General features: G+C 41.1%; 3 protein-coding genes. 2 read left to right on the top strand and 1 reads right to left on the bottom strand.

Features of this window, described 5'->3' with window-relative positions:
- Positions 1-105 precede the first annotated feature (105 nt).
- Both DP116_RS29880 and DP116_RS28040 read left to right on the top strand, forming a co-directional pair.
- The gene (locus DP116_RS29880) at positions 106-594 is read left to right on the top strand and encodes a hypothetical protein (RefSeq protein WP_246275842.1); all 489 of its coding nucleotides are present in this window, start codon (positions 106-108) and stop codon (positions 592-594) included.
- The gene (locus DP116_RS28040) at positions 587-820 is read left to right on the top strand and encodes a hypothetical protein (RefSeq protein WP_246275841.1); all 234 of its coding nucleotides are present in this window, start codon (positions 587-589) and stop codon (positions 818-820) included. Before DP116_RS29880 ends, DP116_RS28040 begins: the two co-directional genes overlap by 8 nt.
- A gap of 396 nt (positions 821-1,216) precedes the next feature.
- Here the strand turns inward: DP116_RS28040 and DP116_RS28035 are convergent.
- On the bottom strand, positions 1,217-1,955 hold a 739-nt coding region (locus tag DP116_RS28035; RefSeq protein ID WP_169158224.1), incomplete at its 5' end, for a DUF8832 domain-containing protein.

Here is a 1,955-nt window from a genome sequence, read left to right as displayed (position 1 = left end):
GCAGAGGGCAGGAGACATTCCTTCTGCCTCCTGCCTTCTGCCCTCTGCCTTTCCCGGTGAAAAACTGCCAACACGTCCTTTATCGTTGTGGGATGCAGAGTACGGTTGTGCCAGCTTCGTCAAGGGGATAAATTCAAGCTCAACGACAGCCAAACTTGGTGGACAGCTGATCAATTTGTAGAACTCAAAGATCCAAAGTTAGGGTTGCTACGATTGCATTTGTGGCGTAATTTTCACTTTCAACAATCTGCCAAGATAAAAATGGATTTGATTCAAGTGCAGCGTTTGAATGAAGATGCAGTTAATCAATTTAAACCTTTATGGCTTGCATGGGTAGGAATGGACATGCCTGAATTGTCTGAATTTTGGCGACTCTACCTGCGACGTTTTACTGTTGATCATTGGTATAGATTTGCGCTCGCAAGCTTGCATTGGACTCTTCCGAAATTAAGTACTCCAGAACAGTGTGAGTCTTGGAGTGACTTGTTACCACTGATGACCTGGCAACTAGGGAAAGCTCGTGATATTGTCAGACCAGCACGGCGCAGGCGGGTTTCCCGCCGTAGGCGACGGGCGTTCCCGAAGGGTGGCTGACAATCCTCTACCCTGGCAAAAGCCACAGACTAAACTGACTTCAGGAAGGGTTGCTCAGGCTATGGGTGGAGTTTTAGGGGCGATTGGTACACCTGCTGTTGCACCCAAACCCCGTGGAAAGTCCCCTGGGTGGACTACTGGCAAACCCCGTGTGCGTAGAATTCGTTATCCTATAGTTAAAAAGGCTACTACTAAACCCAAGAAAGAACCAGCAAGGTCAGCTTGACCTTTTAATTTTTATATTTTCAGCTGTGTAGCTTGTCAACTCAGTGCTTCTGAGTCATTTTGTCATCGGTTAGTCTAAACTCCAGTAAGAAAACAGGCTTACAGTATCACTATAAGCCCGTCAGGATTGTGAAACATGAGGAGCATGTTTTTAATATTTATTATAGATAATTAAAATGAAATTAAGATGAAATTTCACGGTTAATCTCCTCATCAAATTAGATTGATTCTGAGAATAGCTGATTATCTCATTTCACTCATTCTTAATATAAAACCAGACTTTCAGTCATACCATAGTGGCACAACTAAAAAGCCTCTAATGACTATCAAAGCATAAATTGAGACGGCGAAACTTAAGTATATGACCATGATGAAATCAAGATGAAATTTGAGATAACTATTGCACGTCTACCCAAAAATCAGCAGTGATGATTTTGCCATTACGATTAAACTGACCCCACATTTTATATTTTCCTGCTTGAGGAAAACTGGTGATAAAATGAATTTCTCCTGCTGGAGTGTTTTTCAATGCATGAGCATGAATGTAGTCTGCTTCTGTCAATGGTGATGACTGCTTGAGGATGACTAAATGTCCTCTTTCTCCTAAATAAGGTTTCAAATCTTTCAGTGGTTGGTTGTTAGCAGCGTCTTGTAAGTTGAAAATTAGATGAACTTCTTGTCCAGCTTTGATTGTAGGTTGAGATAATTTTAGATTAGCCTTAGTATCACCAAGAGTCTTTGTAGTAGCTAAATCAATTTCTGATGCAGCTGGACTTTTTCCTGGAACTTGTGCTTTTAAGACCGAAACTTGTTCTGCTTTTCCTGCTACTTTGTAATCACTGAAAAGTGTGTAATTACCAGAGTGGAGAAAATCAGCTTGAACTTCAAAGCGTCCATTTCCTTTGTATGTGGGATGGATGTGATTAAAAGACTGAAAATCATCACTCACGACGATTAAATGCATCAATTTTTCTTGGAAAGTATCGAAATTAGCAATTGGTCTTCCTTCTTTGTCTTTGACATCAATTGCTAAAGGTACAGGTTTTTTAGGAGTGATTTTGTCGGGGAGGGTGAGCTTCGCGGTAGCGTTCGCAGGTTCTAATTTGGAATTACCATCATGAGAATCACCCATATTA

It is taken from the genome of Brasilonema bromeliae SPC951, from assembly GCF_012912135.1.
In the GTDB taxonomy this organism is placed as follows: Bacteria; Cyanobacteriota; Cyanobacteriia; order Cyanobacteriales; family Nostocaceae; genus Brasilonema; species Brasilonema bromeliae.
Note: the sequence above shows the minus strand (reverse complement) of the source record. Positions and strands in the feature narration are given on the sequence as shown.